The sequence below is a fragment of the Arenibacter antarcticus genome (assembly GCF_041320605.1).
GTDB lineage: Bacteria > Bacteroidota > Bacteroidia > Flavobacteriales > Flavobacteriaceae > Arenibacter > Arenibacter antarcticus.
The window spans coordinates 2,481,367-2,507,488 of record NZ_CP166679.1; the positions used below are offsets into that span (position 1 = coordinate 2,481,367).

The following is a 26,122-nucleotide window of genomic DNA, read 5'->3' on the forward strand; positions in this document are numbered from 1 at the left end:
GCTGCTGTAAAGTGCGATATAGCTTTGTTTTGAAAAAAAACTAAAAAAAAGTGCTATACAATTTGAATTATTCTGGATTATCATTACATTTGCCAGCCCTTAAAAAGAGGGGTTAAGTTTTATTATACATATAATAGTATGCCAACAATTTCACAATTAGTACGAAAAGGAAGAGTCACCATTACTAAGAAGAGTAAATCGGTTGCTTTGGATTCGTGCCCTCAAAGAAGAGGTGTTTGTACTCGTGTTTATACTACTACTCCGAAAAAACCAAACTCTGCAATGCGTAAAGTTGCAAGGGTAAGGTTGACCAACGGAAAGGAAGTGAACGCTTACATACCTGGAGAAGGGCACAATTTACAAGAGCACTCGATAGTATTAGTAAGGGGCGGAAGGGTAAAGGATTTGCCAGGAGTTAGATATCACATCGTTAGAGGTGCCTTAGATACAGCAGGTGTTGCTGGGAGGACTCAACGAAGATCTAAATACGGAGCAAAACGACCTAAGAAGTAAAGATAGGGGTTTCCTTATCTAAACAATTAAATGAGAAGAAATGAGAAAAAAGCAGGCAAAAAAGAGGCCACTTTTACCGGATCCAAGGTTTAATGACCAGTTGGTGACACGTTTTGTGAATATGATGATGTGGGACGGTAAAAAATCAATAGCCTTTAAAGTGTTTTACGATGCCATGGATATCGTAGAAGAAAAAAAGACCGACGAGGAGAAGACGGCTTTGGAATTGTGGAAGGATGCATTGTCTAATGTGATGCCTCACGTAGAAGTGAGAAGTAGGAGAGTAGGAGGGGCAACTTTTCAGATTCCTATGCAGATCAGGCCAGACCGTAAGATTTCAACGGCAATGAAGTGGTTGATCAGCTATGCTCGTAAACGTAATGAGAAAGCAATGTCCCAGAAATTAGCCGGTGAGATTTTAGCCGCTGCTAAAGAAGAGGGTGCTGCAGTTAAAAAGAGAACTGATACTCATAAAATGGCGGAAGCTAACAAAGCGTTCTCCCACTTTAGATTTTAATAAGAGCAGATGGCAAGAGATTTAAGATTAACAAGAAACATAGGTATTGCAGCGCATATTGATGCGGGAAAAACAACAACTACCGAACGTATTCTTTTTTATACAGGTGTTAACCATAAAATTGGTGAGACCCATGAGGGTTCTGCAACGATGGACTGGATGGAGCAGGAGCAGGAAAGAGGTATTACTATTACTTCGGCTGCTACTACCTGTGACTGGCAGTTTCCTATGGAGAATGGTGAGATATTGGATGATACTCAGTCCTACCATTTTAACATTATTGACACACCTGGTCACGTAGATTTTACGGTTGAGGTTAACCGTTCATTGAGGGTTCTTGATGGATTGGTGTTCCTTTTTAGTGCGGTTGATGGTGTTGAGCCACAGTCCGAGACTAACTGGAGGTTGGCTGATAATTATAAGGTGCCGCGTATTGGTTTTGTGAACAAAATGGATCGTCAAGGGGCTAACTTTATAATGGTTAACAAACAGGTAAAAGAAATGTTGGGCTCTAATGCGGTGCCAATTGTTTTGCCTATTGGTGATGAGGCCGATTTTAAAGGTATTGTTGATTTAGTAAAGAATAGAGCTATTGTTTGGCACGATGAAAATTTCGGGTCTACTTTTGATGTAGTTGACATTCCTGCTGATATGAAGGATGAGGTTAGGGAATACAGAGCGAAGCTTATTGAAGCGGTTGCCGAGTATGATGAGACCTTGATGGAGAAATTTTTCGAAGATGAGGATTCTATCTCTGAAGATGAAGTGCACGCTGCTCTTAGGGCTGCCGTAATGGATATGAGTATTATCCCTATGGTGTGTGGTTCCTCTTTTAAGAATAAAGGAGTTCAGTTTTTGTTGGATGCAGTATGTAGGTACTTGCCTTCTCCAATGGATAAGGATGCTATTGTTGGGACAGATCCTGATACAGGAGAGCCCATTTCTCGTAAGCCAAATGTAAAGGAACCTTTTGCAGCTTTAGCGTTTAAGATTGCTACCGATCCTTTCGTAGGTCGTTTGGCTTTCTTTAGAGCATATTCAGGTCGTTTAGATGCTGGTTCTTATATCTTGAACAACCGTTCAGGTAAAAAAGAGAGAATTTCTAGGATTTATCAAATGCACTCCAATAAGCAAAATGCCATCGATTATATCGAGGCAGGTGATATTGGTGCTGCTGTTGGATTTAAAGATATTAAGACTGGTGATACCATGTCTGATGAGAAGCATCCAATTGTTTTGGAAAGTATGGATTTCCCGGATCCCGTAATTGGTATCGCTGTGGAGCCTAAGACTAAGGTAGATGTTGATAAATTGGGAATGGCATTGGCTAAATTGGCCGAAGAAGATCCAACTTTTCAGGTTAAAACCGATCAGTCTTCTGGACAGACTATCATTTCTGGAATGGGTGAGCTTCACTTGGATATTATTGTTGATCGTCTTAGACGTGAGTTTAAGGTGGAAGTAAACCAAGGTGAGCCCCAAGTAGAGTACAAAGAAGCTGTTACTAAGACTGCTGCTCATAGAGAGGTCTATAAGAAACAATCTGGTGGACGTGGAAAGTTTGGAGATATAGTCTTCGAATTAGGGCCAGCGGATGATGATTTTGTTGGAACTGGATTGCAGTTTGTAGATCAGATCAAAGGAGGTCGTATTCCAAAAGAATTTATAGGACCTGTTGAGAAAGGATTTAGAGATTCAATGAAGACTGGGCCTTTGGCTGGGTATGAGATGGATCGTATGAAAGTGGTTCTTAAGGATGGTTCTTTCCACCCTGTGGATTCAGACGGACTTTCTTTTGAATTGGCTGCAAGAATGGGGTATAAAGCTGCTGGTAAAGCTGCAGGTGCCGTTATAATGGAGCCGATCATGAAATTGGAGGTGTTAACACCGGAAGAGAACATGGGTGATATAGTGGGTGACCTTAACCGTAGAAGAGGAACTATTACCAATATGGATGATAGAGCAGGTTCTAAGGTGGTAAAGGGAACTGTGCCGTTGTCCGAGATGTTTGGATACGTAACTTCCCTAAGAACGTTATCTTCTGGAAGAGCAACTTCTACTATGGAATTTTCGCATTATGCAGAAACTCCTTCCAATATTGCTGAAGAAGTTATCAAAAAAGCTAAGGGTATAACCGCTTAAATCTAACTAAGATGAGTCAGAAAATTAGAATCAAATTAAAATCGTACGACCATAACTTGGTGGATAAGTCTGCTGAGAAGATCGTAAAAACGGTAAAGACAACTGGAGCGGTAGTAACTGGTCCAATTCCTTTACCAACACACAAGAAAATATTTACAGTATTGCGTTCTCCGCACGTAAATAAGAAAGCAAGGGAGCAGTTTCAATTGAGTTCTTACAAGCGTTTATTGGATATTTACAGTTCTTCTTCAAAAACTATTGATGCTTTAATGAAATTAGAGCTTCCAAGTGGTGTAGAAGTGGAGATAAAAGTGTAGGTTTGCAAAACTTTTTTTTACCAATGTGGTAAAATTACATGTCCGGAGCGTTTCGCGAAGGAAAGATGGAAAAAAATAAAATCAGGGTCGATTTATTTTTGACCCTATTTTTTTGTCAAAAAGTTTAATTAGTAATCAATAATTAATTATAAATATGTCTGGGTTAATAGGTAGAAAAGTAGGTATGACCAGCATTTTCGACGAAAATGGAAAGAACATTCCATGTACGGTGATCGAAGCTGGACCATGCGTAATTACCCAAGTCAGAACCGAAGAGGTCGACGGGTACAGTGCCCTTCAGCTTGGTTTCGATGACAAGGCAGAAAAACGTGCAAACAAAGCGACCACAGGTCACTTTAAAAAAGCAGGTACTTCTCCTAAGAAAAAGGTCATGGAATTCCAAGGTTGGGAAGGTGAATTTAAATTAGGAGACACTTTAGGTGTTGATTTGTTTGTGGAAGGCGAATTTGTAGATGTAATAGGTACATCTAAAGGTAAAGGTTTCCAGGGGGTTGTTAAAAGACACGGCTTTGCTGGTGTTGGTCAATCCACGCATGGTCAGCATAACAGATTAAGAGCTCCGGGATCTATTGGTGCCGCATCTTATCCTGCGAGAGTATTCAAGGGAATGAAGATGGCAGGTAGAATGGGTAACGATAAGGTGACTATTCAAAACCTGAAGGTTTTAAAAATTGTTCCAGAAAAGAACCTTTTAGTAGTAAAAGGTTGTGTTCCTGGTCATAAGAACGCTTACGTAACTATTGAGAAGTAATGAAGGTAGCAGTTTTAGATATTAAGGGAAAAGAAACAGGTAGAAAGGTAGAACTTTCTGATGCTGTATTCGCAATAGAGCCGAACAATCATGCTGTTTATTTGGATGTTAAACAATATTTAGCACACCAAAGACAAGGAACGCACAAAGCTAAAGAGCGTGCCGAGATAGCAGGTAGTACAAGGAAGATTAAAAAACAAAAAGGTACAGGTACCGCTCGTGCGGGAAGTATTAAATCTCCGGTTTTTAGAGGAGGTGGACGTATTTTTGGGCCTAGACCTAGAGATTATAAGCAGAAATTAAACAAGAACGTTAAGCGTTTGGCTAGAAAATCTGCTTTTAGTTTGAAGTCCAAAGACAACGCTATTGTTGTTGTGGAGAACTTTAATTTTGACACTCCAAAGACGAAAGATTTCATTAACGTATTGAAGTCCTTGGGCTTGGAGGGTAAAAAAGCTTTAATTGTGTTGGGCGATGCAAATAATAATGTATATTTGTCCTCACGGAATTTAAAGAACTCTGAAGTTATAACTAGCTCAGAATTAAGCACTTACAAGATATTAAACGCTAACAGTGTTGTGTTGTTGGAAGGTGCTTTAGAAGGAATCGAATCTAACTTAACAAAATAAGTAGACCATGAGTGTGTTAATAAAGCCAATTATTACGGAAAAAATGACAGCTGAAAGCGAATTAAATAATCGCTATGGTTTTCTAGTAGACCCAAGGGTCAACAAGATTCAGATCAAAGAGGCAGTAGAAGCAACCTATGGTGTTTCCGTTGAAAAAGTTCGAACAATGAATTATGGACCCTCACGCAAATCGCGTTACACCAAAACAGGTGTGCAGCACGGTAAGAGCAATGCTTATAAGAAAGCTATTGTTGATATTGCAGAAGGAGATATTATTGATTTTTACAGTAATCTATAAAGGCAAAAAATGTCAGTTAGAAAATTAAAACCAATCACTCCAGGACAGCGTTTTAGAGTAGTAAATGGATTTGACGCCATTACTACTGATAAGCCGGAGAAGAGCTTGCTTGCTCCGTTAAAAAAGTCCGGAGGTAGAAACAGTCAAGGAAAAATGACCATTCGCCAAAAAGGTGGTGGCCATAAAAGAAGGTATCGTGTGATCGATTTCAAAAGAGACAAACAAGATGTTGTCGCTACAGTGGAATCTATCCAGTACGATCCAAACAGAACTGCATTTATAGCCTTGTTGGCTTATGCTGATGGTGAAAAAAGATACATTGTTGCCCCAAATGGTTTGCAGGTGGGACAAGAAGTAACTTCTGGACCAGATTCTGCACCTGAAATAGGTAACGCACTTCCTTTAAGGGCAATTCCCTTAGGAACTATTATTTCGATAATAGAACTGCGTCCAGGTCAAGGTGCGGTTATGGCGAGAAGTGCCGGAACCTTTGCGCAGTTAATGGCGAAGGATGGCAAATTTGTCACCATTAAATTACCTTCTGGCGAAACTAGATTAATTTTGGCAGAATGTATGGCAACTATTGGTGCCGTTTCTAACCACGATCACCAGTTATTGGTGTCTGGTAAGGCCGGTAGAAGTAGATGGTTGGGTAGAAGACCTAGGACTAGGCCGGTAGCGATGAACCCTGTCGATCACCCAATGGGTGGTGGTGAAGGAAGAGCTTCTGGAGGACATCCAAGATCTAGAAACGGTATTCCTGCTAAAGGATTTAGAACCCGTTCCAAGACCAAGAGTACCAACAAGTATATTTTAGAACGTAGAAAGAAATAAAAAGTAGAAAGAAATGGCACGTTCATTAAAGAAAGGACCTTACGTTCACTATAGTTTGGATAAGAAAGTCCAGCAAAATGTTGAATCCGGTAAAAAGGCAGTCATTAAGACTTGGTCGAGGGCATCTATGATTACTCCTGATTTTGTAGGACAAACCATAGCTGTACACAACGGAAAACAATTTGTACCAGTTTTTGTAACCGAAAACATGGTAGGTCACAAATTAGGTGAATTTTCTCCTACTAGATCTTTTAGGGGTCATGCAGGGGCAAAAAATAAAGGTAAAAAGTAGTAAGCTATGGGAGTTCGAAAAAAACAAATGGCCGAAAGAATAAAGGCGGAAAAACAGCAAATAGCATTTGCGAAGTTAAACAATTGCCCTACCTCTCCTAGGAAGATGCGCTTGGTTGCGGATTTGGTGAGAGGTGTGCAAATTGAAAAAGCACTTGCTATCTTGAAGTTTAACCAAAAAGAATCTTCACGAAGGTTAGAGAAGTTGCTATTGTCCGCAATAGCAAACTGGCAAGCTAAAAATGAAGACGCCAATATAGAAGAGGCTGAGCTTTTTGTAAAAGAGATCAGAGTAGATGGGGGTAGTATGTTAAAAAGACTACGTCCTGCGCCGCAAGGAAGAGCACACAGAATCAGAAAACGTTCCAACCATGTAACTTTGGTTTTGGGATCTAACAATAACACACAAAGCTAGAGCATTTAGTATGGGACAGAAAACAAATCCAATCGGAAATCGTCTAGGAATTATCAGAGGATGGGAGTCTAACTGGTACGGTGGAAACGATTATGGCGATAAGCTTGCCGAAGACGATAAGATAAGAAAATATGTTCATGCACGTTTGGCGAAAGCTAGTGTGTCTAGGATCATTATTGAGCGAACCCTTAAATTAATCACAGTTACCATTACTACTGCTAGACCTGGTATCATTATCGGAAAAGGTGGTCAAGAGGTAGATAAATTAAAGGAAGAGCTTAAGAAAATTACGGACAAAGAGGTTCAGATCAATATTTTTGAGATCAAGAGACCAGAATTGGACGCCAATTTGGTGGCGGCGAGTGTTGCCCGTCAGATAGAAAGCAGGATCTCTTTTAGGAGGGCTATTAAAATGGCTATCGCGGCTGCAATGAGAATGAATGCTGAAGGAATTAAGATTCAGATATCAGGACGTTTGAACGGTGCGGAAATGGCTAGATCGGAATCCTATAAGGATGGAAGAATTCCTTTATCCACTTTTAGAGCGGATATTGACTACGCTTTACATGAAGCCCATACTACCTACGGAAGATTAGGTATTAAGGTTTGGATTATGAAAGGTGAGGTTTATGGGAAAAGAGAACTATCTCCTTTGGTAGGTATGGCGAAAAGTCAGACCGGTGGCAAAGGCGGAAAGCAAGAAGGACCGAAGAAACAACGTCGTAGAAAGTAATTTTTTAAAGAAGTAAAGAAAATGTTACAGCCAAAAAGAACTAAGTTCCGCAAGATGCAGAAAGGGCGTATGAAAGGGATCACCGGAAGGGGACATCAGCTTTCAAACGGTATGTTTGGTATAAAATCCATGGATACCTCTTTCGTTACATCGCGGCAAATAGAGGCAGCTCGTATCGCGGCTACTAGATTTATGAAAAGGGAGGGTCAGTTATGGATAAAGATATTTCCAGACAAGCCAATCACCAAGAAACCATTGGAAGTCCGTATGGGTAAAGGTAAGGGTGCTCCAGAATATTTTGTTGCGGTAGTATTGCCAGGAAGGGTAATGTTCGAAATTGCCGGAGTTTCTATAGAGATTGCAAAAGAGGCTTTACGCCTTGCAGCACAGAAACTGCCAGTAAAAACAAAATTTATTATTGCCAGGGACTATTCTGCTTAATATAATTGCAAGGAATCATGAAACAATCAGAAATTAAAGAATTATCAGTTGAGGGGCTGAAAGAAAAGAGAGCTGAATATAAAAAGCAATTCTCCGATTTGAAAATGGCCCATTCTGTTACACCATTGGAAAACCCTTTACTTATCAGGAAGGTAAGAAGGACAGTGGCGAGATTGGCAACTGAATTAACAAAAAGAGAATTACAATAATTGGTTCTGCTTTATGGAAAAAAGGAATTTAAGAAAAGAGAGAGTAGGCGTTGTCACTAGCAACAAAATGGAGAAATCAGTAGTGGTTTCAGAAGTTAAGCGTGTTAAACACCCTATGTACGGAAAGTTCGTGTTAAAAACAAAGAAATATGTTGCGCACGATGAAAAGAACGATTGCAATATTGGTGATACTGTAAAAATAATGGAGACTCGTCCATTGAGTAAAACCAAATGTTGGAGGTTAGTTGAAATCATTGAAAGAGCTAAATAATTATGTTACAACAAGAATCTAGACTAAAAGTAGCGGACAATACGGGGGCAAAAGAAGTTTTGACCATTCGTGTGCTAGGAGGTACGAAAAGAAGATATGCTTCTGTTGGGGATAAAATAGTAGTTACCGTTAAGGAAGCTACTCCTAATGGAGCTATTAAAAAAGGTGCAGTTTCCACGGCAGTTGTTGTAAGGACAAAAAAAGAGGTCAGAAGACCAGACGGCTCTTATATTCGTTTTGATGATAATGCCTGTGTGCTTTTAAACCCAACCGGGGAAATGAGAGGTACACGTGTATTTGGCCCAGTGGCCAGGGAACTTCGTGACAAGCAATTCATGAAAATTGTATCATTAGCTCCAGAGGTGCTTTAATAAAAATAGCAAAATGGGAAAACTAAAAATAAGAACAGGGGATACCGTAAGGATTATTGCAGGCGACCACAAAGGGGTTGAAGGTAAGGTTTCTAAGGTAGACCGTGAGAAGAACAAGGCGATCGTTGAAGGTGCTAATTTGGTATCCAAACACGAAAAACCTAGTGCGAACAACCCACAGGGAGGTATCGTTAAGAAAGAGGCTCCTTTACATATATCCAATCTTTCCTTGATCGACGCGAAGTCGGGAGAGGCTACAAGAGTAGGGTTTGAAGTAAGGGACGGTAAGAAAGTAAGATTTTCTAAGAAATCTAAAGAAGTAATTTAATTATGGCTTACGTTCCAAGATTAAAACAGGAATATAGAGAAAGAGTGGTAAAAGCTCTTCAAGAGGAGTTCGGTTACAAAAATGTAATGCAAGTTCCCAAATTAGAGAAAATTGTTGTGAGTAGAGGTGTTGGTGCCGCTGTTGCAGACAAGAAGCTTATAGACCATGCGGTAGATGAGTTGGGCTTGATCACTGGACAAAAGGCAATTTCAACTATATCTAAAAAGGATGTTGCGGCATTTAAATTGCGTAAAGGAATGCCTATTGGGGCAAAAGTTACTTTGCGCGGTGAAAGAATGTACGAGTTCTTGGATAGATTGGTGACTTCAGCTTTGCCAAGGGTAAGGGATTTCCAAGGAATTAAGGCCACTGGTTTTGATGGAAGAGGGAATTATAGCCTTGGTATTACGGAACAAATCATATTTCCTGAAATAAACATTGATAAAATTAACAGAATCAATGGAATGGATATTACATTTGTAACCTCTGCGGAGACCGACAAGGAATCCAAATCATTATTAACTGAATTAGGACTACCTTTTAAAAAGAATTAGTATGGCTAAAGAATCTATGAAGGCCCGTGAGGTCAAAAGAGAAAAGACTGTAGCTAAGTATGCTGAGAAAAGGAAGGCTTTGAAAGAGGCTGGAGATTACGAAGCATTGCAGAAATTGCCAAAGAATGCCTCTCCAGTACGTTTGCACAACCGTTGCAAGATTACAGGTAGACCAAGAGGTTACATGAGAACCTTCGGTATATCTAGGGTTACTTTTAGGGAAATGGCCAATAACGGTCTAATTCCAGGAGTAAGAAAAGCTAGCTGGTAAAATAAATATAAATAGGTTGCAGGTTTAACAAAATGTTAAAAACCGTTACCGCAAATCAATAACTATGTTCACAGATCCAATTTCGGATTATCTAACAAGAATTAGGAACGCAAGTAGTGCAGGGCACAGAGTGGTAGAGATACCAGCTTCCAATTTAAAAAAAGAAATTACTAAAATATTATTCGATCAAGGATATATTTTAAGCTACAAATTTGAAGACGATTCCGTACAGGGTGTTATAAAAATCGCTTTAAAATACGACAAGTTCACTAAAGAGCCTGTCATCAGGAAAATTAAGCGGATAAGCAAGCCTGGTCTTAGAAAATACGCCAACTCCAAGGAGTTGCCTAGAGTTCTAAACGGTCTTGGTATTGCTATCGTTTCTACTTCACATGGGGTAATGACCAGTAAGCAAGCAAAGCTTGAGAATGCAGGTGGGGAAGTATTATGTTATGTTTATTAATACAATAAAGATTTAGAACAATGTCTAGAACAGGTAATAATCCAATAGCAATTCCAGAGGGAGTAACCGTAGAAGTTAAGGAAGATGTTATTACCGTAAAAGGTAAGATGGGGGAACTTTCCCAAAAATTTTCTGGAGTGGCTGTAAAGGTAGAAGACGGGCAAGTATATGTTACAAGGCCGTCTGATTCCAAGGAGCACAAAGCAAAACATGGTCTTTACAGGTCTTTGATCTTTAATATGATTGAAGGGGTTGCTAAAGGTTGGATAAAAGAGTTGGAATTGGTAGGTGTAGGATACCGTGCAAGTAATCAAGGTCAGAAATTGGACCTTGCATTAGGTTTTTCACATAATATTATTGTGGATATCGCCCCAGAAGTAAAAATAGAGACTATCTCTGAAAAGGGTAAGAATCCTATAGTGAAGCTTAGTTCCCATGATAAACAGCTGGTGGGTCAAGTAGCGGCAAAAATCAGGGCTTTCCGTAAGCCAGAACCTTACAAAGGAAAAGGTATTAAGTTCGTAGGAGAAGTATTAAGAAGAAAAGCTGGTAAATCAGCCTAATAATTTGGATTATGGGATTATCAAAGACTGAAAGAAGACTACGTATCAGAAGGAGAATTAGAAAAGTCTCCACGGGTACTGCACAAAAGCCAAGACTTGCTGTTTTTAGAAGTAATAGTGAAATATATGCTCAAGTGATCGATGACGTTGCCGGAACTACTTTGGTAGCTGCTTCATCTAGGGATAAAGAATTGGCTAAGACAAAAGGAACTAAAACAGAAGTTGCAAACTTGGTAGGTAAGGCTATTGCTGAAAAAGCAAAGGAAGCCGGTATAGAATTGGTAGCTTTTGATAGAGGTGGCAACTTATACCACGGACGCGTTAAATCATTGGCCGAAGGCGCAAGGGAAGCAGGATTAAAATTCTAAGAATATTATGTATCAGAAATACAAAAACGTAGAGACTGTTAAGCCGGGAGGTTTAGAATTAAAAGATAAATTGGTAGGGATACAACGTGTTACCAAGGTTACCAAAGGTGGTAGGGCGTTCGGATTTACCGCTATCGTTGTTGTTGGTGATGAGAATGGTGTTGTAGGTCACGGTCTTGGTAAGTCCAAGGAAGTCGCAACAGCTATTGCCAAAGGGATCGAAGAAGCTAAAAAGAATCTTATCAGGATTCCTCTTAATAAAGGAACTTTGCCACATGAGCAAAAAGGTAAATACGGAGGAGCTAGAGTGTATATTCAGCCCGCTTCGCACGGTACCGGAGTAATTGCAGGTGGTGCTGTTAGAGCGGTATTGGAATCTGTTGGGGTTCAGGATGTATTGTCTAAATCTCAGGGATCTTCTAACCCTCACAACGTAGTAAAAGCTACCTTTGATGCACTTTTACAACTTAGGGATGCCAAAACGGTAGCACTTCAGAGAGGTGTTTCCTTGGAAAAAGTTTTTAAAGGATAAATTTATAGTACCAAGTATTAAGTGTGAAGTATTGATGAGTTGAATTGTTGCGTTAAAACAGAAAACTGCTGATACGGATTGCTGATTACTGAATACTGAAAACTGATAAACATGGCAAAGATTAAAGTAAAACAGGTAAAGAGCGCCATTAAAAGAGCTCAAAATCAAAAGAGAACCTTAGAGGCTCTTGGTTTACGAAGGATTGGACAGGTGGTAGAACATGATGATACCCCTAACATTCTTGGAATGGTAAATAAAGTTAAACACTTAGTTTCTATTGTAGAAGCTTAATATAATTTTAGTGTTATGAATTTAAGTAATTTAAAACCTGCGGATGGCGCGGTCCAAAGAGCCGGTAAAGTTGTAGGAAGAGGACAAGGTTCTGGTAAAGGTGGTACCGCCACCAGAGGACATAAAGGAGCAAAATCCAGATCTGGATATTCTAAGAAACTCGGTTTTGAAGGTGGTCAGATGCCATTGCAAAGACGTGTTCCTAAATTCGGTTTTACCAACATCAACAGGAAAGAATACGCTGGTGTTAATTTAGACAAGATTCAGGAATTGGTTGATAAAGGAATTGTAAAGGATGTAGTTACTTTGGATATCCTTGTGGAAAATAGATTGGTAGGAAAAAACGACTTAGTTAAAATATTAGGTGGTGGGGAACTAAAGACGTCCCTTAAAGTTTCTGTACATAAATTTACTGCTACTGCGAAGGCTGCAATAGAAGCTGCAGGTGGTGAAGCAATAGGTTTATAAGTAAAGAAATACTATGAAGAAATTTTTCGATACATTATCAAATATTTGGAAGATAGAAGAACTTAGGGGTAGGATTATGATTACCCTTGGTTTGCTTTTAGTGTATCGTTTTGGTGCACAAGTGGTTCTTCCGGGTATCGATTCTACTCAATTGGGGGCTTTGGCTTCCAATACGGATAGCGGTATTTTAGGTATTTTGAATGCATTTACAGGAGGAGCATTATCCAATGCTTCGGTTTTTGCGCTAGGGATAATGCCTTATATCTCTGCTTCTATTGTAGTGCAATTAATGGGTATTGCTATTCCTTATCTGCAGAAATTACAGAAGGAAGGTGAAAGTGGAAGAAAAACGATCAATCAAATTACTAGATGGTTAACCATTGGTATATGTATCGTTCAGGCTCCCGCCTATTTGTACAGTTTAGGAGCGTTGGGAGTTCCAGAAAGTGCATTTGTTTTTGGTAAAGGTCTTAACTTTATTATGCCTTCGGTAATAATATTGGTAGCTGGAACCATTTTCGCAATGTGGTTGGGAGAAAAGATTACCGATAAGGGAATTGGAAATGGGATCTCCTTGTTGATTATGGTAGGGATTATCGCTAACATGCCACAAAACTTTGTTCAGGAATTTATATCTAGGACTGCCAATAATAACGGAGGTCTAATGTTTATGCTGATTGAAGTGATTATTTGGTTTGTTGTTATATTGTTATGTGTACTATTGGTTATGGCTACTCGCCAAATACCAGTACAGTATGCAAGACGTACGGCTTCTGGTGGGTATGAAAAGAACATCACGGGGTCTAGACAATATATTCCTTTAAAATTGAATGCTTCTGGGGTAATGCCAATCATTTTTGCCCAAGCTATAATGTTTGCTCCTGGTTTGTTAGGGAAAACATTTAACAATACAGCTGTAGGGCAATGGATGGAAGTTCAGTTTCAGGATATTTTTGGTTTGGCATATAACTTACTGTTCGGGTTTTTAATTATTGTATTCACCTATTTTTATACGGCGATTACAGTACCGACCAATAAAATGGCCGATGATCTTAAGAGAAGTGGTGGATTTATTCCTGGGATTAGACCCGGAAAAGAAACTGGAGATTTCTTAGATAAGATTATGTCCCTAATAACGTTGCCAGGATCAGTTTTCCTAGCTTTGCTGGCGGTTCTTCCGGCAGTGATAGTTAAGCTTATGGATGTACAGGCAGGATGGGCCTTATTCTACGGAGGAACTTCACTATTGATTATGGTAGGTGTGGCCATTGATACCGTGCAGCAGGTAAATTCATATTTACTGAATAGGCATTATGATGGGTTGATGAAATCTGGTAAAAATAGAAAGGTAGCATAATTTATGGCCAAGCAAGCAGCAATTGAACAGGATGGAAGCATTATCGAGGCATTGTCAAATGCCATGTTCCGCGTAGAGTTGGAAAACGGTCATGTGGTAACGGCACATATCTCAGGAAAGATGCGTATGCATTATATTAAGTTGCTTCCGGGAGACAAGGTAAAACTAGAAATGAGTCCGTACGATTTAACTAAAGCAAGAATTACATATAGATATTAAGCAAATAGGATGAAAGTTAGAGCATCAATTAAAAAAAGAAGTGCCGAGTGCAAAATTGTGCGCAGAAAAGGCAGATTGTACGTAATTAATAAAAAGAATCCTAGATTTAAACAAAGACAAGGGTAGTTATGGCAAGAATCGCAGGTGTAGATATACCAAAACAAAAAAGAGGGGTTATAGCCCTTACCTATATTTTTGGTATAGGAAGTAGTAGAGCAAAAGAAATTTTATCTACTGCCCAAGTAAGTGAAGATACCAAGGTATCTGACTGGAACGATGATGAGATCGGTCGAATTCGTGAGGCAGTTTCTTCTTTGACAATTGAAGGAGAATTGCGTTCGGAGAACCAATTGAACATTAAGCGTTTAATGGACATAGGTTGTTATAGAGGTATTCGCCATAGATCTGGTCTGCCTTTAAGGGGACAAAGGACCAAAAACAACTCTAGGACAAGAAAAGGTAAGAGAAAAACAGTTGCTAATAAAAAGAAGGCAACTAAATAATAAGTAGGATATTATGGCAAAGGCAAGTGCAAAAGCGGCAAAGAAGCGTAAAGTTATAGTAGAGTCTGTGGGTGAAGCCCATGTAACTGCTTCTTTTAATAATATTATTATTTCTTTAACCAACAAAAAGGGAGATGTTATCTCTTGGTCTTCAGCAGGTAAAATGGGTTTTAGAGGTTCTAAAAAGAACACTCCTTACGCAGCTCAGATAGCCTCTGAGGATTGTGCGAAGGTTGCTCATGAAGCAGGTTTAAGAAAGGTAAAGGTGTATGTGAAAGGACCAGGAAACGGTAGGGAATCTGCCATTCGTTCTATCCACAACTCCGGAATTGAGGTTACAGAGATTATCGATATAACTCCAATGCCGCACAACGGTTGTAGACCACCAAAAAGAAGAAGAGTATAATTAGTATTAATCAATAGCCCAAACAAGGGTTTTTCAGGCAGGTGTAGTTACGATTATCGAAGGATTAGCCTTAATTCATGATCACACCGCCAAATTTAAAGAAAATGGCAAGATATACAGGACCAAAAACAAAAATCGCCCGTAAATTCGGGGAAGCGATTTTCGGAGATGATAAGTCTTTTGAGAAAAGAAATTATCCTCCAGGACAACACGGTAACAATAGACGTCGTGGTAAAAAGTCTGAATACGCTATCCAGTTAATGGAAAAGCAAAAAGCAAAATACACCTACGGTATTTTGGAGAAACAATTTAGGAACATTTTTGGCAAAGCCAATAGTAGTGGTGGAGTAACCGGTGAGGTTTTACTTCAACTATGTGAGGCTCGTTTGGATAATGTTGTGTACAGAATGGGTATTTCCCCTTCTAGAAGTGGAGCCAGACAATTGGTTTCCCACAGACACATTACCGTTAACGGTCATTTGGTAAATATTCCTTCCTATACCCTAAAACCTGGCGATGTTGTTGGTGTTAGGGAAAAATCTAAATCCCTAAAAACCATTGTTGATGCTTTGTCCGCTAGTAGTAGCGTTTACGAGTGGATTACATGGAATTCGGAGAAATTAGAGGGTAACTTCGTTGCTATTCCAGAGAGAATGCAAATTCCGGAGAACATAAAAGAACAATTAATAGTTGAGTTATACTCTAAATAAAACAACACTGATCCAGTTATGGCATTATTAAATTTTCAGAAGCCCGATAAAGTTATAATGATTGATTCCTCCGATTTCGAAGGCAAATTCGAATTTCGTCCGTTGGAACCAGGTTATGGCCTTACAATTGGGAACGCATTAAGAAGAGTTTTGCTTTCATCCTTGGAAGGTTTTGCTATCACTTCTGTCAGAATTGATAAGGTAGAACATGAGTTTTCTGTAATTTCAGGTGTTGTGGAAGACGTTACCGAAATCATTCTAAATCTTAAGCAAGTTCGTTTTAAGAGACAGATTGACGATGTGGACAGTGAGACTGTTTCCATTTCCGTTAGTGGAAAGGAGCAACTAACAGCAGGTGATTTTCAAAAATTCATTTCAGGCTATCAAGTGCTAAACCCAGATTTGGTTATCTGTAACATGGATCCCAAAGTAAGCATTAACATGCATATCGTTATCGAGAAAGGTAGAGGTTATGTGCCAGCTGAGGAAAACAAAAAGTCAAACGCCGTGTTGGGAACTATTGAGGTAGATTCTATCTTTACGCCTATTAAGAACGTTAAGTATAGTATTGAAAACTTTAGGGTAGAGCAAAAAACCGATTATGAGAAATTGGTTTTCGAGATTGTAACCGATGGTTCAATCCACCCTAAAGATGCTTTAACAGAAGGCGCAAAAGTGCTTATACACCACTTTATGTTGTTTTCAGATGAGCGAATTACTTTGGAAGCAGACGAGATTGCACAAACAGAGACCTACGATGAGGAATCTTTGCATATGCGTCAGCTTTTAAAGACCAAATTGGTAGACATGGATCTTTCGGTAAGGGCACTAAACTGCTTAAAGGCGGCAGAGGTGGATACCTTGGGAGACTTGGTTTCCTTTAATAAGAACGATTTAATGAAGTTTAGAAACTTTGGAAAAAAATCCTTGACCGAATTGGAAGAATTGGTCATCAACAAAGGGTTGAGTTTCGGAATGGATTTGTCAAAATATAAATTGGATAAAGATTAATAGCGCTTTTTAGGAGTTGGTACAACCATATCTAGGAAAAGTATATAGAAAAGTACAATGAGACACGGCAAAAAAGTTAATCATTTAGGAAGAAAGGCAGCCCATAGAAAAGCTATGTTGGCAAATATGGCCTGTTCTTTAATAGAGCACAAGAGAATCAATACCACAGTTGCCAAGGCGAAAGCCTTAAAACAGTTTGTTGAGCCCCTGATTACTAAATCTAAGGCAGAGAACAACCAGACAGTTGAAAAAGGCACTCATAACCGTCGTATCGTTTTTAAGAATCTTCGCGATAAATATGCGGTTACCGAGCTTTTTAGCACTGTAGCTGATAAAATAGGCGAAAGACCGGGTGGTTATACAAGGATCATTAAGTTGGGGAACCGACTTGGGGATAATGCGGATATGGCAATGATAGAATTGGTAGATTTTAATGAAATCTACAATGCTGGCAAGCCGAAGAAGCAAAAAACTACAAGAAGGGGTAAAACCAAGAAAACGGATACCGATGCTGCTCCAGCTGCCGAAACGGAAACAAAAACAGAACCAGAAACAAAAGCTGATACAAAAGCCGATGATTCTAAAGAGTAATACTGTTTTTACATAATACCATATAAAAAAGGATAAGCCTAAAAGCTTATCCTTTTTTTATATTAAATAAGCTAGATTCCTCGTAAATTTGTTTGAAATTAATGTAACCACTATAACGCAAGGAAATTAACTGTACAACAAACTCATTTTGATGAAATACCTTTTAATTTTGTGTGTCTTTTTTAATGCCATTAGTGCCTTTGCACAAAAGGGTCTGGATAATGTTTCTTACTTTGATGAAGTGAAATCTTCTGTTTTAATAGAATCCTTAAAAGAAAGTAAAAGCAATAACCAATTACGAGGATCTTATTATTTGTTCAAGGATTGGGAAACTGATTCCAAAATCTATTATAAAAATAAGATTTATGCGATAAATAGGTTGAACTATAATTTAAAAGATGATCACTTTGAAGCTAAATTTGAAAAGGATTCTATTTTCGTGATTAATCCTTCCAGTGTTGATAAAGTAGTTGTTAACGGAAAGACATTTCAACGTTTTGGTTATATGGGGGATAAGGGTGCAAGAGTCTCTTATTTTGAAAATATTGTCAGTTTTAAAGGAGCTACCTTACTGAAATATTATGCCATAAAAATAAAGAAAGGGGCAATTAATCCTTTAACCAAAGAAAAGAGCCAGCCAGATGAACTTGTGCAAGATCCAATGTATTATATTAAAAGAGGTACTAGCAAGGAGTTGGAAACTATTAAATTAAGAAAATCTCATATTTTTGCCTTAATAGAAGAAGATAAAAAGGAGATGGTCACAAAATTTGCAAAACAGAATAAATTAAAGTTCAATAAGATAGATGATGTAGCCCATATTTTAAAATATTATAATTCTATTTAATTTAAAAGGTTCTTTTAAGGAGGAAACCGAGTTTATATCATTTTGTCAATTAAATAAAGGGAACACTAGAAATGAAGTATCAAACAAGAAAAAAAGCAATATTGTTATTGGCCGATGGAACTATTTTTCACGGTAAATCCGTAGGGGATAAGGAAGGGACCGTCTTTGGAGAGGCTTGTTTTAATACGGGAATGACCGGCTATCAAGAGATATTTACCGATCCTTCCTATTTTGGTCAGATCATGGTGACCACTAATGCTCACATCGGTAATTATGGAACACATAAGGAAGAGGTAGAATCCGATTCAGTCAAGATATCTGGATTGGTATGTAAAAATTTTAGTTATACCTATTCTAGGCCATCATCCGATGCCAGTTTGTTAGAATTTATGGAGAAGAGCAATCTATTTGCTATTTCAGACGTAGATACAAGGGCATTAGTTGGTTACATTAGGGATCACGGGGCAATGAATGCCGTTATTTCTACCGATGTAGATAATGTAGAAGGATTAAAAAGGAAATTAGCGGAAGTGCCTAGCATGGAAGGTTTAGAACTTGCGTCACAAGTTTCTACAAAGGAAGCTTATTACTATGGTGCTGAGGATGCAAAATATAAGATTTCTGCTCTCGATATTGGAATTAAAAATAATATACTTAGGAATTTGGCTGCACGGGATGCTTACATTAAGGTCTTTCCGTACAATGCGTCCTTTGAGGAAATGAGTGAATGGAATCCTGATGGCTATTTTGTTTCCAATGGTCCAGGGGATCCAGATCCGTTGTACGATGCTATTGCGGCAACCAAGAAAGTGATTGCTTCAGGCAAACCCTTGTTTGGGATTTGCTTAGGACATCAAGTAATAGCTTTGGCCAATGGGGTCTCTACCTACAAAATGCACAATGGGCATAGGGGTATTAATCACCCTGTGATGAACCTAGTTACGGGGAAAGGCGAGATTACATCCCAAAATCATGGTTTTGCTGTAAATAAGGAAGAAGCAGAGGCTAATCCTGATTTAGAAATCACCCATTTGCATCTAAATGACAATACCTTGGCAGGAATGAAAATGAAGGGAAAAAATGTTATTTCTGTACAATACCATCCCGAGGCTAGTCCCGGGCCTAATGATGCAAATTACCTGTTCGATCAGTTTTTTGAAATGATCGAATCCGCATCACACTAAAACGTTATAGTTTATTTAATAGTTATTAAAACGCTATTAACCCCAATAATAGTAGGAGGAAACGGGGTTCCTTTGCTATATTTGTATAATAATTTAACTAAAATTAAAATAACAACATATGAGTATCATCCTAAGTGTTCATGCACGACAAATTTTGGATTCTAGAGGCAATCCTACGGTAGAGGTAGATGTAATCACGGAAAATGGCGTTATGGGCAGGGCAGCAGTTCCTTCCGGGGCTTCCACTGGGGAGCACGAGGCCGTAGAGCTACGTGATGGAGGTAAAGCATTCATGGGTAAAGGTGTCACTCAGGCAGTGAGGAATGTAAATACTTTGATCGCTGAAGAAATACTTGGTATGTCTGTTTTTGAACAAAACTTGGTAGACCAGGTAATGATAGAACTAGACGGTACACCAAATAAATCTAAATTAGGAGCCAATGCCATCTTGGGGGTATCCTTAGCAGTAGCTAAGGCAGCTGCCAATGAGTTAGGTATGTCTTTGTTTAGGTATGTTGGAGGGGTAAGTGCTAACACTTTACCTGTTCCAATGATGAATATTATTAATGGAGGCTCGCATTCCGATGCTCCGATCGCATTTCAAGAATTTATGGTAATGCCTGTAAAGGCAAATAGTTTCTCTCATGCCATGCAAATGGGGACTGAAATCTTCCATAATCTTAAGCAAGTGCTTCACGACAGGGGATTGAGTACAGCAGTAGGTGATGAAGGTGGATTTGCTCCCAATCTTGCAGGTGGAACCGAAGATGCATTGGATACCATTGCAGTAGCGGTAGAAAAAGCGGGATACAAGTTAGGAGATGAAATAATGATTGCTCTTGATTGTGCCGCTGCAGAATTCTATGTAGATGGTAAATACGATTATACTAAATTTGAAGGAGATAAGGGAGTAATAAGAACTTCTGAGGAACAGGCTCAGTATTTGGCAGATTTGAGTGCCAAATATCCTATCATTTCTATTGAGGATGGAATGGATGAGAACGATTGGGATGGTTGGAAAGCCTTGACCGATAAAATTGGTGATAAGGTACAGTTGGTTGGGGATGATTTATTTGTGACCAATGTAGAGCGTCTATCTAGAGGTATTAAAGAAGGTATCGCAAACTCTATCCTGATTAAGGTGAACCAGATCGGAACGTTGACTGAGACCATTGCAGCCGTAAATATGGCCAAAAATGCAGGGTATACCTCCGTTATGTCGCACCGTTCAGGGGAAACTGAGGATAATACAATTGCCGATCTTGCCGTAGCCTTAAATACAGGTCAAATTAAAACTGGTTCAGCTTCAAGATCAGACAGAATGGCAAAATATAATCAGTTGCTAAGAATTGAGGAAGAATTGGGAAGTGTGGCTTATTACCCACAACAAAATGCTTTCAATATTAAATAATTATTTCAGATTATCGAATATTTTAAAAAAAATGCCTTTCAAGTTTTGAAAGGCATTTTTTTCATTAAAAATGCCTGTGAATTGGTCGCTTATCAGAAATAAATAATTATATTATGAAATATTAACTAACCATTTAATTAGACCCTATGATTAACTTTTTATTTGTAGCTGCTGAGAACGATGGTATCGCTCAATGTAAGGCTGGAGGTATGGGGGATGTGGTAAGGGATGTGCCAAGGCAAATTTCTGAACGGGGAGATTCCGCACATATTGTAGTGCCGTCTTATTCTAGATTACATCAGAACGGAACCCTAATTGGCACAATGTCGATTAGTTTAAGGGGAACCGAATACATCGCTGAACTTTATGAAGTAGCTCCCAAAAAAGAATTTGCCAACCTGCATCATTATGTTATTCATCACCCCGAGATACAAGCTGGAGAAATTGGTCATATTTATCACGATGATCCCGAGGAGCCATTTTTTTCGGACAATGTAAAATACACTATTTTTTGTACCGCAGTAGCGGAAGCCATAAAATTGGGGTATTTTGGAGTCCTTGATGTAATACATATGCACGACTGGCATTCCAGTCTTCTGTTATTCCTGAAAACCTATCATCCCGATTATACGGAATTGAAAAAAATGCGCTTTGTGTACACTATACACAATTTGGCCATACAGGGTATACGTCCGTTTTATGGAAATTATTCGTCCTTATCCAATTGGTTCCCGAACATTCCTATAGATGAACAGAGGTTAAGGGACCACAGATATCATGACTGTGTTAATCTTATGGCAGTAGGGATTCGCCTTGCAGATGCTGTACATACTGTGTCGCCGTCCTATAAGGAAGATGTACTAAAGCCTAGCACTCCACCAGAATTTATTGGAGGGGAGGGCTTGGAGTCCGACTTACAGCAGGCCAATAACGAGGGAAGGTTATTTGGGATTTTAAATGGTGCCAATTATAAAAATATTAGAATAGCTGAGAAAGGCTTAATCTATCGCAATATTGTAAAGGCACTTTTTGGATGGTTACAGGACGAAAATAAAAAATACAAGGCCGATTTCTTAGCGCATACCGGGGAGAAGGTAATGCAATATGTTTCCAACAAACCCAAATTTATTGTGTCTAGCGTAGCCAGATTGACAGAGCAAAAATTTTATTTCTTTATGCGATCTCCAGAGGCTTTTGTAGCTATCTTAGACAAGCTGAAAAAAGTAGATGGTATTTTTATGCTTTTAGGGACAGGAGCTCCCGATTATGAGGAGTTGTTCCGTAAATTGAGCTACGAACATGAGAATTTTATCTTTACCAATGGGCAATCGGAAGATCTTATAGACTCTATTTACTTAGAAACCGATCTCTATTTTATGCCCAGCTTGTTTGAGCCTTGTGGAATTAGCCAAATGCTGTCCATGAGAAATGGAAATCCTTGCCTAGTACATAACACTGGAGGACTAAAAGATACCGTCTCCCATATGAAAACGGGCTTTAGTTTTGATGGGAAGACCTATGATGAAAAAATTGAAAATATGCTAGAGGTTATGGATCAGGCACTGGATGTGTATGGGAACGATAAACCAAAGTGGAAACAGATCTGCGCCAACGCTAAGAAAATGCGGTTTACCTGGGAAAAATCGGTGGATGATTACTATAAATATTTGTACTCCATTAATCCATAACCCAAAATAGAGCCATATTATAAAAAGATTTTAAAATTATTTGTGAAATAAGAAATCTTCAATTGTTAAGCTAAAGTGTTTTTAGTAATTTTACGACTAATCAAAAAAACAGGAAGTTAAGAATGTCAAATAACGCAAGATTGGAATACGACGGGAAAAGTTACGAATTTCCCGTTATAAGAGGCACTGAAAATGAATTGGCCATAGATATTAAAACTATCCGCTCTGCTACGGGAATGATTACCATAGATCCTGGATATAAAAATACAGGCTCTTGTAAGAGTGCCATAACTTTTTTGGACGGAGAGAAGGGCATTTTAAGGTATAGGGGGTATTCCATCGAAGAATTGGCGGAAAAGGCAGATTTCTTAGAAGTGGCTTATTTGCTAATTTTTGGTGAATTACCCAATCAAGAAGCACTTGATAAATTTCATAACGATATTAAGGGAGAATCCCATGTTGATGAGGAAATGAAAAAGATTTTGGATGGTTTTCCAAAATCGGCACATCCAATGGGAGTGCTTTCCTGTTTAACTTGCGCTTTGATTGCCTTTAATCCTACCTCTGTTAATGTCTCCTCCGAAAAGGAAATGTACTGGGCCATTGTTAGAATAATGGCTAAATTTCCCGTTTTGGTAGCTTGGACATTAAGAAAGAAAAAAGGATTGCCGTTAGATTACGGTGATGATACGTTGGGCTATGTAGAGAACATCCATAAAATGATGTTTAAAAAACCCAATCATAAATATGAAAAGAACAAGGTGGTCATAGATGCATTGGATAAATTATTGATTTTGCATGCAGACCACGAACAAAATTGTTCCACTTCTACCGTTCGTATGGTAGGATCTTCACATGCCGGACTATTTGCTTCATTGTCCGCAGGGATATCTGCCTTATGGGGACCATTGCACGGTGGAGCCAATCAGGCCGTATTAGAAATGCTTGAAGCCATTGAGGCCGACGGTGGGGATACTAAAAAATATATGGCCAAGGCCAAGGATAAAAATGACCCGTTCCGTTTAATGGGATTTGGGCATAGGGTGTATAAGAATTTTGACCCAAGGGCTAAAATAATCAAGAAAGCAGCAGACGAAGTATTGGCCGACCTAGGTGTGGAAGATTCTATTTTGGATATTGCCAAAGGTTTGGAAAAAGAGGCCTTGGATGATAAGTATTTTGTGGATAGAAAATTATATCCAAATGTGGATTTTTATTCCGGAATAATATATAGGTCTTTAGGAATTCCAACAGAAATGTTTACTGTAATGTTTGCCCTTGGTAGATTGCCAGGGTGGATAGCCCAATGGAGAGAAATGAGACTGAATAAGGAGCCTATAGGGCGACCTAGACAAGTGTATATAGGGCCTACAGTCAGAAGCTTTGTTCCCTTAGATGAAAGATAAAAATTTATCATCTTATTTAAACTGCCCTAAGTATAATTTATACTTAGGGCAGTTTAAATTATAAGTATAAGTATTTCTATATTTGCTTAAAAATTAGCGATGCTAAAGTTGAACGTTACTGATGAGACTTCCAGATTAAGGTCGGTGGTTTTGGGAACTGCAGAAAGTAGTGGTCCTACCCCCCAAGCTGAGGAGGCATATGATCCAAAGTCATTGGAACACATTTTGGCTGGCACGTACCCCGTTGAAACCGATATGATTCGGGAAATGGATGCGTTTGTAGCGGTCCTAAGGAAATACAATGTCCAAGTTTTTAGACCTAAGGTAATAACGGATTGCAACCAAATATTCTCTCGGGATATTGCATTCGTTATTGAAGATAAGTTGATAAAAGCAAATATCCTCCCAGATAGGGAAGAAGAGTTTCAGGCCATTAAATATGTGCTGGAAAAGATAAAGGAAGATCAGATTATTTACCCCCCTAAAGAAGTGCATATAGAAGGTGGGGATGTAATGCCTTGGAAAGAATATATATTTATAGGGGTCTATACCGGACCAGAATATGCTAGCTACATTACCGCTAGGACTAATAACGCGGCGGTTGATTTTATTAAGGAAAAATTTCCAAATAAAATTGTGAAATCGTTCCAACTCCGGAAATCCAATACCAATGCAAGGGAGAATGCCCTGCACTTAGACTGCTGTTTTCAACCTATAGGAAAGGATATGGCCATTTTACATGAAAATGGATTCCTAATAGAAGAGGAATACCAGTGGTTGTTGGATTACTTTGGGAAAGATAAGGTTTTCGAAATCACCAAAGACGAGATGTATAGTATGATGAGCAATGTTTTTTCCATTTCACCCACAGTGGTGGTATCGGAACGCAACTTTACCAGATTGAACAATTGGTTGCGAGATCGTGGTTTTACTGTAGAGGAAATACCCTATGCTGAAATAGCGAAACAAGAGGGATTGTTAAGATGTAGTACCTTGCCCCTAGTTAGAGAGTAAGATATTTTCTTTCCCCCAGTATAGAAAAATACCGATAATTGAATATCGGATTTCACCAGTGGCACCTAGTAATGGAGGCCACTTTGCCCTCAAGTAATATTTTATTAAACACTAGGGGGGGGAATAGATTTGCTCGTATGGGCTTATGTTAGTGTCGAAAATATTAGTAAGAATCAACGATTCAAGTAGCTTTCGACCTCTTTTAAGTAACTGAGGAGTAGTAATTCAACTATATAAAAAATAAAAGCAATGCAAATCACCAATACCGTTCTAATGATCCGACCCGTAAATTTTCGGATGAATGAGCAAACTGCAGTAAATAATTACTTTCAGGAAGATATCGATATAAAGAATCAGGAGATTAATAGTAGGGCACAGGCTGAATTTGATGCTTTTGTTCTGGTATTGAGGGAAAAAGGCGTTAATGTAATTGTTGTTGAGGACAATGATAAGGTAGATACTCCCGATGCTGTATTCCCCAACAATTGGATATCCTTTCACGATGATGGTACTGTGGGACTCTATCCGCTGTTTGCGGAAAACAGAAGAAAGGAACGCAGGGAGGATGTGTTGGATATTTTAGAGGAAAAAGGTTTTGTTATCCATAATGTTATGGATTATACCTCTGCTGAGGACGAAGGATATTTTCTGGAATCTACTGGCAGCGTTATATTGGACAGGGTAAACAAAAAGGCTTATTGTGCACTTTCTGTACGTGCCGATGAGGATCTTTTTATCGAATTTTGTGAGGATTTCGAATATACTCCGGTCATATTTACCGCTTTCCAATCGGTTGGTGGGGGAAGAAAGCCAATTTATCATACCAATGTGATGATGTGCTTAGCAGAATCCTTCGCAGTAATCTGCTTGGACAGTATTGACGATAAAAAAGAGAAGAAAAATGTGGTGTCCCATTTAAAGCAAGATGGGAAGGAAATAATAACTATTACAGAAGCCCAAATGCACCAATTTGCAGGGAATATGATTCAGGTATTGGGTATGGGCGATAGGCGGTTCCTCGTAATGAGCACGGCAGCATTCAATAGCCTGAGGCCTGAACAGATAACAGCCATAGAAAAACATTGTGGAATAGTACACAGCTCTTTGGAAACAATAGAAACTTGTGGAGGTGGAAGTGCGAGGTGTATGATGGCAGAGGTGTTTTTGCCTAAAAAATAGTATAA

General features: G+C 38.9%; 39 protein-coding genes. All 39 read left to right on the forward strand.

Translation table 11 applies throughout. From position 1 onward, the window contains the following. The first annotated feature begins 138 nt into the window (after positions 1-138). Entirely contained in the window at positions 139-513 is a 375-nt protein-coding gene (rpsL, locus tag KCTC52924_RS10110) for a 30S ribosomal protein S12 (protein WP_251808108.1), read from the forward strand. Between the two features lie 40 nt (positions 514-553). Then, the gene (gene rpsG / locus KCTC52924_RS10115) at positions 554-1,030 is read left to right on the forward strand and encodes a 30S ribosomal protein S7 (protein ID WP_251808109.1); all 477 of its coding nucleotides are present in this window, start codon (positions 554-556) and stop codon (positions 1,028-1,030) included. A 9-nt stretch (positions 1,031-1,039) separates the two neighbouring features. Next, positions 1,040-3,172 (forward strand): elongation factor G, encoded by a 2,133-nt coding sequence (gene fusA, locus KCTC52924_RS10120; RefSeq protein WP_251808110.1) that lies wholly within the window; start codon positions 1,040-1,042, stop codon positions 3,170-3,172. Between the two features lie 11 nt (positions 3,173-3,183). Continuing rightward, complete coding sequence (rpsJ, locus tag KCTC52924_RS10125) at positions 3,184-3,489, forward strand: 30S ribosomal protein S10 (RefSeq protein WP_010230113.1); 306 nt, start codon at positions 3,184-3,186, stop codon at positions 3,487-3,489. 154 nt (positions 3,490-3,643) lie between these two features. After that, positions 3,644-4,261, forward strand: coding sequence for a 50S ribosomal protein L3 (gene rplC, locus KCTC52924_RS10130; RefSeq protein ID WP_251808111.1), 618 nt, complete (start codon positions 3,644-3,646; stop codon positions 4,259-4,261). After that, entirely contained in the window at positions 4,261-4,890 is a 630-nt protein-coding gene (gene rplD, locus KCTC52924_RS10135) for a 50S ribosomal protein L4 (RefSeq protein ID WP_251808112.1), read from the forward strand. Before rplC ends, rplD begins: the two co-directional genes overlap by 1 nt. 7 nt (positions 4,891-4,897) lie before the next feature. Further along, positions 4,898-5,188, forward strand: a complete 291-nt coding sequence (gene rplW / locus KCTC52924_RS10140; RefSeq protein ID WP_251808113.1) for a 50S ribosomal protein L23 — start codon at positions 4,898-4,900, stop codon at positions 5,186-5,188. 9 nt (positions 5,189-5,197) lie between these two features. Continuing rightward, positions 5,198-6,022, forward strand: coding sequence for a 50S ribosomal protein L2 (rplB, locus tag KCTC52924_RS10145; protein ID WP_251808114.1), 825 nt, complete (start codon positions 5,198-5,200; stop codon positions 6,020-6,022). A gap of 13 nt (positions 6,023-6,035) precedes the next feature. Next, a complete protein-coding gene (gene rpsS, locus KCTC52924_RS10150; RefSeq protein WP_026810026.1) occupies positions 6,036-6,314 on the forward strand; it encodes a 30S ribosomal protein S19 in 279 nt (92 codons plus the stop codon). Between the two features lie 6 nt (positions 6,315-6,320). Further along, positions 6,321-6,728 (forward strand): 50S ribosomal protein L22, encoded by a 408-nt coding sequence (gene rplV / locus KCTC52924_RS10155; RefSeq protein WP_251808115.1) that lies wholly within the window; start codon positions 6,321-6,323, stop codon positions 6,726-6,728. A 10-nt stretch (positions 6,729-6,738) separates the two neighbouring features. After that, positions 6,739-7,461 (forward strand): 30S ribosomal protein S3, encoded by a 723-nt coding sequence (gene rpsC / locus KCTC52924_RS10160; RefSeq protein ID WP_251808116.1) that lies wholly within the window; start codon positions 6,739-6,741, stop codon positions 7,459-7,461. Between the two features lie 21 nt (positions 7,462-7,482). Next, positions 7,483-7,902: a 50S ribosomal protein L16 gene (gene rplP, locus KCTC52924_RS10165; protein WP_251808117.1), complete on the forward strand. Its 420-nt coding sequence runs from the start codon at positions 7,483-7,485 to the stop codon at positions 7,900-7,902. A gap of 17 nt (positions 7,903-7,919) precedes the next feature. Next, positions 7,920-8,111 carry a 50S ribosomal protein L29 gene (rpmC, locus tag KCTC52924_RS10170; protein WP_251808118.1) on the forward strand — a complete coding sequence of 64 codons (192 nt, stop codon included), beginning with the start codon at positions 7,920-7,922 and terminating at the stop codon, positions 8,109-8,111. A gap of 13 nt (positions 8,112-8,124) precedes the next feature. Continuing rightward, complete coding sequence (gene rpsQ, locus KCTC52924_RS10175) at positions 8,125-8,382, forward strand: 30S ribosomal protein S17 (RefSeq protein ID WP_251808119.1); 258 nt, start codon at positions 8,125-8,127, stop codon at positions 8,380-8,382. 2 nt (positions 8,383-8,384) lie between these two features. Further along, positions 8,385-8,753, forward strand: a complete 369-nt coding sequence (rplN, locus tag KCTC52924_RS10180) for a 50S ribosomal protein L14 (RefSeq protein WP_066424974.1) — start codon at positions 8,385-8,387, stop codon at positions 8,751-8,753. A gap of 13 nt (positions 8,754-8,766) precedes the next feature. After that, positions 8,767-9,081, forward strand: a complete 315-nt coding sequence (gene rplX / locus KCTC52924_RS10185; RefSeq protein WP_251808120.1) for a 50S ribosomal protein L24 — start codon at positions 8,767-8,769, stop codon at positions 9,079-9,081. A gap of 2 nt (positions 9,082-9,083) precedes the next feature. Continuing rightward, a complete protein-coding gene (gene rplE, locus KCTC52924_RS10190; protein WP_251808121.1) occupies positions 9,084-9,635 on the forward strand; it encodes a 50S ribosomal protein L5 in 552 nt (183 codons plus the stop codon). Between the two features lies 1 nt (position 9,636). After that, on the forward strand, positions 9,637-9,906 hold the full coding sequence (gene rpsN, locus KCTC52924_RS10195; protein WP_251808122.1) for a 30S ribosomal protein S14: 270 nt from the start codon (positions 9,637-9,639) through the stop codon (positions 9,904-9,906). A 64-nt stretch (positions 9,907-9,970) separates the two neighbouring features. After that, entirely contained in the window at positions 9,971-10,369 is a 399-nt protein-coding gene (gene rpsH / locus KCTC52924_RS10200; RefSeq protein WP_251808123.1) for a 30S ribosomal protein S8, read from the forward strand. 20 nt (positions 10,370-10,389) lie between these two features. Beyond that, positions 10,390-10,932 carry a 50S ribosomal protein L6 gene (rplF, locus tag KCTC52924_RS10205; protein WP_251808124.1) on the forward strand — a complete coding sequence of 181 codons (543 nt, stop codon included), beginning with the start codon at positions 10,390-10,392 and terminating at the stop codon, positions 10,930-10,932. Positions 10,933-10,943: 11 nt separating this feature from the next. Then, positions 10,944-11,300, forward strand: coding sequence for a 50S ribosomal protein L18 (gene rplR / locus KCTC52924_RS10210; RefSeq protein ID WP_251808125.1), 357 nt, complete (start codon positions 10,944-10,946; stop codon positions 11,298-11,300). Positions 11,301-11,307: 7 nt separating this feature from the next. Beyond that, positions 11,308-11,832 (forward strand): 30S ribosomal protein S5, encoded by a 525-nt coding sequence (gene rpsE / locus KCTC52924_RS10215; protein WP_251808126.1) that lies wholly within the window; start codon positions 11,308-11,310, stop codon positions 11,830-11,832. A gap of 111 nt (positions 11,833-11,943) precedes the next feature. Continuing rightward, positions 11,944-12,123, forward strand: a complete 180-nt coding sequence (gene rpmD, locus KCTC52924_RS10220) for a 50S ribosomal protein L30 (RefSeq protein ID WP_251808127.1) — start codon at positions 11,944-11,946, stop codon at positions 12,121-12,123. Between the two features lie 15 nt (positions 12,124-12,138). Then, complete coding sequence (rplO, locus tag KCTC52924_RS10225; RefSeq protein WP_251808128.1) at positions 12,139-12,591, forward strand: 50S ribosomal protein L15; 453 nt, start codon at positions 12,139-12,141, stop codon at positions 12,589-12,591. A 13-nt stretch (positions 12,592-12,604) separates the two neighbouring features. Then, positions 12,605-13,948: a preprotein translocase subunit SecY gene (gene secY, locus KCTC52924_RS10230; RefSeq protein WP_251808129.1), complete on the forward strand. Its 1,344-nt coding sequence runs from the start codon at positions 12,605-12,607 to the stop codon at positions 13,946-13,948. A 3-nt stretch (positions 13,949-13,951) separates the two neighbouring features. Continuing rightward, positions 13,952-14,167: a translation initiation factor IF-1 gene (gene infA, locus KCTC52924_RS10235; protein WP_013305172.1), complete on the forward strand. Its 216-nt coding sequence runs from the start codon at positions 13,952-13,954 to the stop codon at positions 14,165-14,167. Positions 14,168-14,176: 9 nt separating this feature from the next. Then, the gene (gene ykgO, locus KCTC52924_RS10240) at positions 14,177-14,293 is read left to right on the forward strand and encodes a type B 50S ribosomal protein L36 (RefSeq protein WP_013621733.1); all 117 of its coding nucleotides are present in this window, start codon (positions 14,177-14,179) and stop codon (positions 14,291-14,293) included. 2 nt (positions 14,294-14,295) lie between these two features. Beyond that, positions 14,296-14,670 carry a 30S ribosomal protein S13 gene (rpsM, locus tag KCTC52924_RS10245; RefSeq protein WP_251808130.1) on the forward strand — a complete coding sequence of 125 codons (375 nt, stop codon included), beginning with the start codon at positions 14,296-14,298 and terminating at the stop codon, positions 14,668-14,670. 13 nt (positions 14,671-14,683) lie between these two features. Then, positions 14,684-15,076 carry a 30S ribosomal protein S11 gene (gene rpsK / locus KCTC52924_RS10250; RefSeq protein WP_251808131.1) on the forward strand — a complete coding sequence of 131 codons (393 nt, stop codon included), beginning with the start codon at positions 14,684-14,686 and terminating at the stop codon, positions 15,074-15,076. 104 nt (positions 15,077-15,180) lie between these two features. Then, on the forward strand, positions 15,181-15,786 hold the full coding sequence (rpsD, locus tag KCTC52924_RS10255; RefSeq protein WP_251808132.1) for a 30S ribosomal protein S4: 606 nt from the start codon (positions 15,181-15,183) through the stop codon (positions 15,784-15,786). Between the two features lie 18 nt (positions 15,787-15,804). Further along, on the forward strand, positions 15,805-16,797 hold the full coding sequence (locus KCTC52924_RS10260) for a DNA-directed RNA polymerase subunit alpha (protein WP_251808133.1): 993 nt from the start codon (positions 15,805-15,807) through the stop codon (positions 16,795-16,797). A gap of 57 nt (positions 16,798-16,854) precedes the next feature. Then, positions 16,855-17,388 carry a 50S ribosomal protein L17 gene (gene rplQ / locus KCTC52924_RS10265; RefSeq protein ID WP_251808134.1) on the forward strand — a complete coding sequence of 178 codons (534 nt, stop codon included), beginning with the start codon at positions 16,855-16,857 and terminating at the stop codon, positions 17,386-17,388. A gap of 151 nt (positions 17,389-17,539) precedes the next feature. Next, positions 17,540-18,235, forward strand: a complete 696-nt coding sequence (locus tag KCTC52924_RS10270; RefSeq protein WP_251808135.1) for a hypothetical protein — start codon at positions 17,540-17,542, stop codon at positions 18,233-18,235. A 71-nt stretch (positions 18,236-18,306) separates the two neighbouring features. Beyond that, positions 18,307-19,419 carry a glutamine-hydrolyzing carbamoyl-phosphate synthase small subunit gene (gene carA, locus KCTC52924_RS10275; protein WP_251808136.1) on the forward strand — a complete coding sequence of 371 codons (1,113 nt, stop codon included), beginning with the start codon at positions 18,307-18,309 and terminating at the stop codon, positions 19,417-19,419. 118 nt (positions 19,420-19,537) lie between these two features. Then, on the forward strand, positions 19,538-20,830 hold the full coding sequence (gene eno / locus KCTC52924_RS10280) for a phosphopyruvate hydratase (protein ID WP_251808137.1): 1,293 nt from the start codon (positions 19,538-19,540) through the stop codon (positions 20,828-20,830). A gap of 146 nt (positions 20,831-20,976) precedes the next feature. Further along, positions 20,977-22,518 (forward strand): glycogen synthase, encoded by a 1,542-nt coding sequence (locus KCTC52924_RS10285; protein ID WP_251808138.1) that lies wholly within the window; start codon positions 20,977-20,979, stop codon positions 22,516-22,518. 122 nt (positions 22,519-22,640) lie between these two features. Then, complete coding sequence (locus KCTC52924_RS10290) at positions 22,641-23,924, forward strand: citrate synthase (RefSeq protein ID WP_251808139.1); 1,284 nt, start codon at positions 22,641-22,643, stop codon at positions 23,922-23,924. Between the two features lie 99 nt (positions 23,925-24,023). Next, positions 24,024-24,938 (forward strand): dimethylarginine dimethylaminohydrolase family protein, encoded by a 915-nt coding sequence (locus KCTC52924_RS10295; RefSeq protein WP_251808140.1) that lies wholly within the window; start codon positions 24,024-24,026, stop codon positions 24,936-24,938. Positions 24,939-25,187: 249 nt separating this feature from the next. Next, entirely contained in the window at positions 25,188-26,117 is a 930-nt protein-coding gene (ctlX, locus tag KCTC52924_RS10300) for a citrulline utilization hydrolase CtlX (RefSeq protein WP_251808141.1), read from the forward strand. Positions 26,118-26,122: the final 5 nt, after the last annotated feature.

What these genes read in the sequence shown, in the direction of transcription:
- rplD (WP_251808112.1), top strand. Translation starts at nt 4,261, where the DNA reads ATGAAGGTAGCAGTTTTAGATATTAAGGGAAAAGAAACAGGTAGAAAG.
- ctlX (WP_251808141.1), top strand. Translation starts at nt 25,188, where the DNA reads ATGCAAATCACCAATACCGTTCTAATGATCCGACCCGTAAATTTTCGG.
- rpsJ (WP_010230113.1), top strand. Translation starts at nt 3,184, where the DNA reads ATGAGTCAGAAAATTAGAATCAAATTAAAATCGTACGACCATAACTTG.
- KCTC52924_RS10285 (WP_251808138.1), top strand. Translation starts at nt 20,977, where the DNA reads ATGATTAACTTTTTATTTGTAGCTGCTGAGAACGATGGTATCGCTCAA.
- rpmD (WP_251808127.1), top strand. Translation starts at nt 11,944, where the DNA reads ATGGCAAAGATTAAAGTAAAACAGGTAAAGAGCGCCATTAAAAGAGCT.
- rpsM (WP_251808130.1), top strand. Translation starts at nt 14,296, where the DNA reads ATGGCAAGAATCGCAGGTGTAGATATACCAAAACAAAAAAGAGGGGTT.
- rplC (WP_251808111.1), top strand. Translation starts at nt 3,644, where the DNA reads ATGTCTGGGTTAATAGGTAGAAAAGTAGGTATGACCAGCATTTTCGAC.
- KCTC52924_RS10260 (WP_251808133.1), top strand. Translation starts at nt 15,805, where the DNA reads ATGGCATTATTAAATTTTCAGAAGCCCGATAAAGTTATAATGATTGAT.
- rplN (WP_066424974.1), top strand. Translation starts at nt 8,385, where the DNA reads ATGTTACAACAAGAATCTAGACTAAAAGTAGCGGACAATACGGGGGCA.
- rpsE (WP_251808126.1), top strand. Translation starts at nt 11,308, where the DNA reads ATGTATCAGAAATACAAAAACGTAGAGACTGTTAAGCCGGGAGGTTTA.
- rplV (WP_251808115.1), top strand. Translation starts at nt 6,321, where the DNA reads ATGGGAGTTCGAAAAAAACAAATGGCCGAAAGAATAAAGGCGGAAAAA.
- rplE (WP_251808121.1), top strand. Translation starts at nt 9,084, where the DNA reads ATGGCTTACGTTCCAAGATTAAAACAGGAATATAGAGAAAGAGTGGTA.
- rplQ (WP_251808134.1), top strand. Translation starts at nt 16,855, where the DNA reads ATGAGACACGGCAAAAAAGTTAATCATTTAGGAAGAAAGGCAGCCCAT.
- rpsD (WP_251808132.1), top strand. Translation starts at nt 15,181, where the DNA reads ATGGCAAGATATACAGGACCAAAAACAAAAATCGCCCGTAAATTCGGG.
- rpsN (WP_251808122.1), top strand. Translation starts at nt 9,637, where the DNA reads ATGGCTAAAGAATCTATGAAGGCCCGTGAGGTCAAAAGAGAAAAGACT.
- KCTC52924_RS10270 (WP_251808135.1), top strand. Translation starts at nt 17,540, where the DNA reads ATGAAATACCTTTTAATTTTGTGTGTCTTTTTTAATGCCATTAGTGCC.
- rplW (WP_251808113.1), top strand. Translation starts at nt 4,898, where the DNA reads ATGAGTGTGTTAATAAAGCCAATTATTACGGAAAAAATGACAGCTGAA.
- rplO (WP_251808128.1), top strand. Translation starts at nt 12,139, where the DNA reads ATGAATTTAAGTAATTTAAAACCTGCGGATGGCGCGGTCCAAAGAGCC.
- rpsC (WP_251808116.1), top strand. Translation starts at nt 6,739, where the DNA reads ATGGGACAGAAAACAAATCCAATCGGAAATCGTCTAGGAATTATCAGA.
- rpsS (WP_026810026.1), top strand. Translation starts at nt 6,036, where the DNA reads ATGGCACGTTCATTAAAGAAAGGACCTTACGTTCACTATAGTTTGGAT.
- rplR (WP_251808125.1), top strand. Translation starts at nt 10,944, where the DNA reads ATGGGATTATCAAAGACTGAAAGAAGACTACGTATCAGAAGGAGAATT.
- rplX (WP_251808120.1), top strand. Translation starts at nt 8,767, where the DNA reads ATGGGAAAACTAAAAATAAGAACAGGGGATACCGTAAGGATTATTGCA.
- rpmC (WP_251808118.1), top strand. Translation starts at nt 7,920, where the DNA reads ATGAAACAATCAGAAATTAAAGAATTATCAGTTGAGGGGCTGAAAGAA.
- infA (WP_013305172.1), top strand. Translation starts at nt 13,952, where the DNA reads ATGGCCAAGCAAGCAGCAATTGAACAGGATGGAAGCATTATCGAGGCA.
- ykgO (WP_013621733.1), top strand. Translation starts at nt 14,177, where the DNA reads ATGAAAGTTAGAGCATCAATTAAAAAAAGAAGTGCCGAGTGCAAAATT.
- rplP (WP_251808117.1), top strand. Translation starts at nt 7,483, where the DNA reads ATGTTACAGCCAAAAAGAACTAAGTTCCGCAAGATGCAGAAAGGGCGT.
- fusA (WP_251808110.1), top strand. Translation starts at nt 1,040, where the DNA reads ATGGCAAGAGATTTAAGATTAACAAGAAACATAGGTATTGCAGCGCAT.
- rpsL (WP_251808108.1), top strand. Translation starts at nt 139, where the DNA reads ATGCCAACAATTTCACAATTAGTACGAAAAGGAAGAGTCACCATTACT.
- rpsG (WP_251808109.1), top strand. Translation starts at nt 554, where the DNA reads ATGAGAAAAAAGCAGGCAAAAAAGAGGCCACTTTTACCGGATCCAAGG.
- secY (WP_251808129.1), top strand. Translation starts at nt 12,605, where the DNA reads ATGAAGAAATTTTTCGATACATTATCAAATATTTGGAAGATAGAAGAA.
- rplB (WP_251808114.1), top strand. Translation starts at nt 5,198, where the DNA reads ATGTCAGTTAGAAAATTAAAACCAATCACTCCAGGACAGCGTTTTAGA.
- eno (WP_251808137.1), top strand. Translation starts at nt 19,538, where the DNA reads ATGAGTATCATCCTAAGTGTTCATGCACGACAAATTTTGGATTCTAGA.
- rpsQ (WP_251808119.1), top strand. Translation starts at nt 8,125, where the DNA reads ATGGAAAAAAGGAATTTAAGAAAAGAGAGAGTAGGCGTTGTCACTAGC.
- rplF (WP_251808124.1), top strand. Translation starts at nt 10,390, where the DNA reads ATGTCTAGAACAGGTAATAATCCAATAGCAATTCCAGAGGGAGTAACC.
- KCTC52924_RS10290 (WP_251808139.1), top strand. Translation starts at nt 22,641, where the DNA reads ATGTCAAATAACGCAAGATTGGAATACGACGGGAAAAGTTACGAATTT.
- carA (WP_251808136.1), top strand. Translation starts at nt 18,307, where the DNA reads ATGAAGTATCAAACAAGAAAAAAAGCAATATTGTTATTGGCCGATGGA.
- rpsH (WP_251808123.1), top strand. Translation starts at nt 9,971, where the DNA reads ATGTTCACAGATCCAATTTCGGATTATCTAACAAGAATTAGGAACGCA.
- KCTC52924_RS10295 (WP_251808140.1), top strand. Translation starts at nt 24,024, where the DNA reads ATGCTAAAGTTGAACGTTACTGATGAGACTTCCAGATTAAGGTCGGTG.
- rpsK (WP_251808131.1), top strand. Translation starts at nt 14,684, where the DNA reads ATGGCAAAGGCAAGTGCAAAAGCGGCAAAGAAGCGTAAAGTTATAGTA.